The 6,561-nt window shown below is 69.0% G+C and carries 4 protein-coding genes; all 4 read right to left on the bottom strand.

All coding sequences use genetic code 11. The features are described from left to right. On the bottom strand, nt 1-282 hold a 282-nt coding region (locus tag LQV45_RS15320), incomplete at its 3' end, for an aldo/keto reductase (RefSeq protein ID WP_230007774.1). A 15-nt stretch (nt 283-297) separates the two neighbouring features. Continuing rightward, the gene (treZ, locus tag LQV45_RS15315; protein ID WP_230007773.1) at nt 298-2,103 is read right to left on the bottom strand and encodes a malto-oligosyltrehalose trehalohydrolase; all 1,806 of its coding nucleotides are present in this window, start codon (nt 2,101-2,103) and stop codon (nt 298-300) included. A gap of 51 nt (nt 2,104-2,154) precedes the next feature. Further along, nucleotides 2,155-4,491: a malto-oligosyltrehalose synthase gene (gene treY / locus LQV45_RS15310; RefSeq protein WP_230007772.1), complete on the bottom strand. Its 2,337-nt coding sequence runs from the start codon at nt 4,489-4,491 to the stop codon at nt 2,155-2,157. Continuing rightward, the coding region (gene glgX, locus LQV45_RS15305) for a glycogen debranching protein GlgX (RefSeq protein ID WP_230007771.1) at nt 4,488-6,561 on the bottom strand (2,074 nt) is incomplete at its 5' end. The genes glgX and treY, both read right to left, overlap by 4 nt.

Raw genomic sequence — 6,561 nt, 5'->3', positions numbered from 1 at the left:
GATGATCAGCTCGTCGCGGTACGGCTTGAAGTCGTCCTTGAAGTGGCGGCCGAAGTTGGTCTCGGCGCTGCCATAGGGCGGTCCGTAGTTGTTGGCGAGGTCAAAGTGGGTGACGCCCAGGTCGAAGGCCCGGCGCAGGATGGCGCGCTGGATCTCGAACGGCTTGTCGTCGCCGAAGTTGTGCCACAGGCCCAGTGAGATGGCCGGGAGTTTCAGGCCGCTGCGCCCCACGCGGCGGTAGGGCATGGAGTCGTAGCGGGTATCAGCTGCCAAATATGTCATACGTCATATCCTGCCTTAGTGGGTGAGTACCGCGGCGCTGTGGCCGGGTAGATGCAGTGTTGTGGCCGGCGCCGCGCCGCCATGAGCGGGTTCAGCATCGGAAGCCGGGTCCAGCCGGACGCCGTCGTCGGTTGCCAGGGCCAGGGCCGCCCCGCGGACCGGGACCCGCCGCGCCTCGGCGGAAAAGTTCATCGCCACCTCGGTGCGGCCGCGGCGCAGCAGCAGCCAGCCCTCGTCCTCGCTGACGTCGACGGCGGTGTCCTCGAAACCGGGTTCCGTCAGGTCCGGCGTGGTGCGGCGCAGCGCGATGAGCGCCCGGTACAGCTCCAGGAGGCGGGCGTGGTCCCCTCCCGAGGCCTCGGCCCAGTCCAGCTTGGACCGGGTGAAGGTCTCCGGATCCTGCGGGTCAGGGACGACGGCGGGGTCCCAGCCCATGCGCTCGAACTCCCTGATCCGGCCCTCGGCCGTCGCCTTGCCCAGCTCCGGTTCCGGGTGGGAGGTGAAGAACTGCCACGGCGTGGTGGCCCCGTATTCCTCGCCCATGAACAGCATGGGCGTGAACGGCGAAGTCAGGGTGGCGACGGCGGCGAGCGCGAGCGGCCCGTAGCCCAGGGTCTGGGACAGCCTGTCCCCGGTGGCACGGTTGCCGATCTGGTCGTGGTTCTGGCTGCACACCACCAGCGCGGCCGGGTGGACCTGGGCCGGGTCGATGGGCCGGCCGTGATGGCGGGCGCGGAAGCTGGAGTAGCTGCCGTCGTGGAAGAACCCGCGCTCCAGGACCTTGGCCAGTGCCCCGATCGAGTCGAAGTCGGCGTAGTAGCCGGTGGTTTCGCCGCTGACGTTGACGTGGACGGCGTGGTGGAAGTCATCGCTCCACTGCCCGGCCAGCCCGTACCCGTTGGTGTCCCGCGGGTAGAGCAGGCGCGGGTTGTTCAGGTCCGATTCCGCGATCATCGTGGCCGGACGTCCGGTCTCGGCGGCTATTTCGTCGGCGAGGGCGCCGAAGTCCTCCAGCAGGTGCACGGCGCGCTCGTCCTTGAAGGCGTGCACGGCGTCCAGGCGCAGGCCGTCCACGTGGTAATCGCGCAGCCACATCGCGGCGTTGTCCAGGATGTAGCGGCGCACCTCGTCCGACTCCGGGCCGTCAAGGTTAACCGAGTCGCCCCAGGTGTTGCCCTCCCCCGATTTCAGGTAGGGCCCGAACCGGGGAAGATAGTTGCCGCTGGGGCCGAGGTGGTTGTAGACGACGTCCTGGATGACGCCCAGGCCGGCGGCGTGGGCGGCGTCCACGAAGCGCTGGTACGCGGCGGGTCCGCCGTAGCCTTCGTGCACGGCGTACCAGAGGACACCGTCGTAGCCCCAGTTGTGGGTGCCGTTGAACCCGTTGACCGGCAGCAGCTCGACGAAGTCGATGCCCAGCTCCGCCAGGTACGCCAGCTTCCCTGCCGCGGCGTCCAGTGTTCCCTCCGGCGTGAAGGTGCCCACATGGAGTTCGTAGATGACGGCGCCCTTGAGCTCCCGCCCCGCCCACTGGCCGTCAGCCCACTGGTATTCTCCGGCGTCGAACGTGCGGGAGAGCGCGTGCACGCCCGCGGGCTGGCGGCGGGACCGCGCGTCCGGCAGCGGGGTGGGATCCCCGTCCACCAGGTAGCCATAGTCCACGTCCCCGGCGGCGGGCGCCCCGGCGGCGGTCCACCAGCCGGGTGCCTCCGCGCCGCGGCGGGTCATGTCGTACTTCCGGCCGTCAGCGAGGAGCGTGACGTCCTGCGCTTCCGGTGCCCAGAGATCGAAGCGGTCGCTTCCGTGTGCAGGCAAGGTCATGGCATTCTTCCGTTCCCCATGTCGGTACTATTCCCCATATCGAAGGTCTGCTTAGGCGGTGGGCACCAGGAGGGCCACGGGGTAGTCCCGCAGGATCTCCCCCACCGCCACGGCGCCCGGACCGTGTGTGGCACCGGTCAGTTCATCGGCCATGGCCGCGGCGAGCTCGACGGTCGTGTCCTGCCATCCGCCGCGCTGCTCCAGCCCGCGGGGCAGCCGGGTGGCGAGCGTCAGCGCCCCCGGGGCTGCGGGAGTCCCGCGGTCAAAGGCGAGCAGGTGCGCAGCGGCGTCGCCCGTGGCGGTGACCGGGGCGTACCCGGTGAACAGCTCCGGCCGGTCCCGGCGCAGCCGCAGGGCCCGCGAGGTGACGAGGAGTTTCGCTGCCTCGTCCAGGAACGACGCCGGACGCTCACCGGCATCGAGCGCGGCGAGGGCGCGCCGGCGGGCACCGAAGTCGAACGGCCGCCGGTTGTCCGGATCAGTCAGCGAGCGGTCCCAGAATTCGGTGCCCTGGTACACGTCCGGCACCCCGGGCATGGTGAGCTGCACGAGCTTGGCGCCCAGGGAATTGGCGGCCCCGTAGGGCTCCAGCAGGGCCACGAGGGACTCAAGTTCGGCGGTCACCTCCGGGGTGTCGAAGGCGGCGTCGACGGCGGCTGCAAGTTTCGCCTCGAAGGCCTCGTCCGGATCGATCCAGTTGGTCGAGTTCCCGGCCTCCCGGGCGGCTTTTTGCGCGTAGGACTGCAGCCGGTCCCGGTCTGCGGGCCAGACGCCCGCGACGGCCTGCCACAGCAGGTTGGCCAGCGGTCCGTCCGGCAGCGGCGCAAGCTTCTGCAGCCGCTGCAGGGATGCCTGCCATTCAGGTGCGAGCTCGGCCAGCACCGAGATCCGGGCCCGGGTGTCCTCGCTGCGCTTGGTGTCGTGGGTGCTGAGGGTGGTCATGGACAACGGCAGCTCGGCCTGGCGCCGGGCCATCCGGGTGTGGAATTCTTCCGGTGCCACGGCGAACTCGGTGGGGTCGGCGCCGACTTCGGTCAGGGTGCCCAGCCGGGTGTAGCGGAAGAACGCGGTGTCTTCCACGCCCTTGGCCATGACCATCCCGGAGGTCTGCTGGAAGCGCATGCCGAGTTCTGCGGAGGGGGCTGCCTGCGCGTCGAGCAGCAGCGGCAGCAGCACGCCGACGGCGCCTTCCAGTTCGGGGCGGCGGCGGACCGCGAGTTCGCATGCCTCCTTCAGGACGTCAGCACCCTCCGGAAGGTAGCCGCGGTAGACCGGGAACGCGGCGATGATCTCGGACAGTGCGTCCGCCGCGGCTTCCTGGCCCAGTCCTGCCGCGGCAGGGACCAGCCGTGCCAGCCGGAGCATCTCCGAGTGCAGGATTCCGTCCGTGATCCGCCGTTTGGTGCCGCGGATCATGTCCTCGTAGTCGGCAGCACCGCCGCGCAGTTCGGCGTCGAGCGCGTCAAGCGGGGCCTGGCCCGCGGCGTCGACGAACACCCGGTCCACGTCAGCGAGGGCGTCGTAGCCGGTGGTGCCCTCGCACTCGAAGCCGGCCGGCAGGGCCTCGCCCGGTTCCAGGATCTTCTCGATCAGCAGGTAGCTGCCGCCCGTGGCCTCCCGCAGCCGGTGCAGGTATCCCTCCGGATCGGCGAGGCCGTCCGGGTGGTCGATCCGCAGCCCGTCGACGAGCCCCTCCCGGAACCAGCGCACAACCTCCGCGTGGGCTTCATCGAAGACCTCGGGGATCTCCACCCGGATCCCGGCCAGGCTGTTGACGGCAAAGAACCGGCGGTAGTTCAGGTCCGTGTCGGCCCGGCGCCAGCCGATCAGTTCGTAGTGCTGACGGTCATGGACCTCGCGGGGATCGTCGGCAGTGGAGTCACCTGCGGTGTACGTGCCCTCTGCAAGCGGAAAGCGGTGGTCGTAGTAGCGCAGTTCCCCGTCCTTGATTTCCAGCGCGTCGACGTCGGAGTCGTCCCCCAGCACCGGGATCCGCACCCGGCCGCCGCCGAAGTCCCAGTCGACGTCGAACGCCTGCGCGTAGCGGGACTGCTGCCCCTCCTTCAGGAGCGACCACCACCACGGGTTCTGGGCCGGGGTCGCGACGCCGACGTGGTTGGGCACGATATCGACCAGCACCCCCATGCCGGCCTCCCGCGCGGCGGCCGACGCCGCCAGCAGGCCGTCCGCGCCGCCCCGGTCCGGATCAATGGCGGAGGGATCGGTGACGTCGTAGCCGTGGTCCGAGCCGCGCTCCGCCGTGAGGATCGGCGAGAGGTAGATCCAGTCCACGCCCAGCGACTTCAGGTACGGCACGGTCTGCGCGGCGTCCTGCAGCGTAAACCCGGGCCGGATCTGCAGCCGGTACGTCGAGACGGGGGTTCTCATTTAGCCCGGCCCTTCGGGGTCTTCGGCTTGTCGGCCCCCGCCTTTTTCGAGCCGGAGGCTTTAGCCGGGCCCTTGGAGGCGCCGGTTGCCGGGGCCTCCGGAGCCGGGTCCGCCGGAGCCGGCGCCTCCGGTGCCGGGTCCGCCGGTGCTTCCGGTGCCGGGTCCGCAGAACCTGCATCCGCCGAATCCTCGTGCTCGGCCATCGCGGCGAGGGAGGCTGCCGCGGAGTAGTCCACCTCCACCTCGGGGCCGGAGTGGGCCCGGAGCACCACCATCGACTTTGCCGCCAGCTTCAGCACGGACCCGGCTTTCAGCGGGGCCTCAGTGTCCGCCTGGTCTGCGGTGTCCACCAGCACGTCCCAGAACCGTGAGTACTCCTCGGCCGGCAGGGCGAAGTCCACGTCGCCGTCGTGGGCGTTGAAGCCGAGCAGGAAACTGTCGTCGGTGATCCGGCGTCCCCGGGAGTCCTGTTCCTGGATGCCGTGGCCGTTGTAGAACACGCCGATGGTCCGGCCGAAGCCGCTGCCCCAGTCCTCCGGGAGCATTCCGGTGCCGTCGGTCTTCAGCCAGACGATGTCCGGCAGTTTCTCGCCCTCACCGCGGACCACCGGGCGGCCGTCGAAGAAGCGGCTGCGGCGGAACGTCGGGTGGTCGTGCCGGATCTTGTTGACGACGGCGGTGAACTCCACCAGCGGCTGGTCCATCGCGTCCCAGTGGATCCAGCTCAGCTCGGAGTCCTGGCAGTAGGTGTTGTTGTTGCCCTGCTGGGTGCGGCCGAGCTCGTCGCCGTGCAGGAGCATCGGGACGCCCTGCGAGAGCAGCAAGGTGGCGATGAAGTTGCGCTGCTGGCGGGCACGGAGGGTCAGGACCTGGTCGTTGTCCGTGTCCCCTTCCTCGCCGCAGTTCCAGGAGCGGTTGTGGGATTCGCCGTCGTTGTTGCCTTCGCCGTTGGCGTCGTTGTGCTTCTCGTTGTAGGACACGAGGTCGCGCATGGTAAAGCCGTCGTGCGCCGTGACGAAGTTGATCGAGGCCACCGGGCGCCGGGCGGAGCTTTCGTAGAGGTCCGCGGAACCGGTCAGGCGGGAGGCGAATTCGCCCAGGGTCGAGGGCTCGCCGCGCCAGAAGTCGCGGACCGTGTCGCGGTATTTGCCGTTCCACTCGGTCCACTGGGGCGGGAAGTTGCCCACCTGGTAGCCGCCCGGGCCGATGTCCCACGGCTCGGCGATCAGCTTGACCTGGGAGACGATCGGGTCCTGCTGGATGAGTTCGAAGAAGGTGGACAGCTTGTCCACGTCGTAGAACTCGCGGGCCAGGGTGGAGGCGAGGTCGAAGCGGAAGCCGTCGACGTGCATTTCCGTCACCCAGTAGCGCAGGGAGTCCATCAGCAGCTGAAGGGAGTGCGGGTGCCGGACGTTGAGGGAGTTACCGGTGCCGGTGTAGTCCATGTAGTGCTTCTGGTCATCGTCCACCAGCCGGTAGTAGGCCTGGTTGTCGATGCCCTTGAAGGACAGCGTGGGGCCGAGGTGGTTGCCTTCAGCGGTGTGGTTGTACACCACGTCCAGGATCACTTCGATGCCGGCCTTGTGCAGCTCGCGGACCATGGCCTTGAACTCCTGCACCTGGTGCCCGACGTCGCCGGAGGAGCTGTAGGTGTTTTGCGGGGCGAAGAAGCCGATGGTGTTGTAGCCCCAGTAGTTGTTGAGGCCCTTCTCCTCGAGCGTGCCGTCGTTGACGAACTGGTGGACGGGCATGAGCTCGATCGCGGTGACGCCGAGCTTCTTCAGGTGCTCAATCACGGCCGGGTGGGACACGCCGGCATAGGTGCCGCGCTGCTCTTCGGGAATTTCCGGGTGGAGCTCGGTCAGGCCCTTGACGTGCGCCTCGTAGATGACCGACTGGTGGTAGGGGATCCGCAGCTGGCGGTCGCCGTCCCACTCGAAGAACGGGTTGATGACGACGCCGTGCATGGTGTGCGGGGCCGAGTCGCTGTCATTGCGCGAGTCGGGGTCGCCGAATTCGTAGGTGAAGAGCGCCGGGTCCCAGTCGATCTGGCCTTGGACGGCCTTGGCG

The organism is Microbacterium sp. Bi128 (genome assembly GCF_918698205.1).
This window is presented reverse-complemented; position numbering and strand designations above follow the sequence as displayed.

Bases quoted from the DNA above. Each gene is read 5' to 3' on its own strand.
- treZ (WP_230007773.1), bottom strand. From the start codon at position 2,103: ATGACCTTGCCTGCACACGGAAGCGACCGCTTCGATCTCTGGGCACCG.
- treY (WP_230007772.1), bottom strand. From the start codon at position 4,491: ATGAGAACCCCCGTCTCGACGTACCGGCTGCAGATCCGGCCCGGGTTT.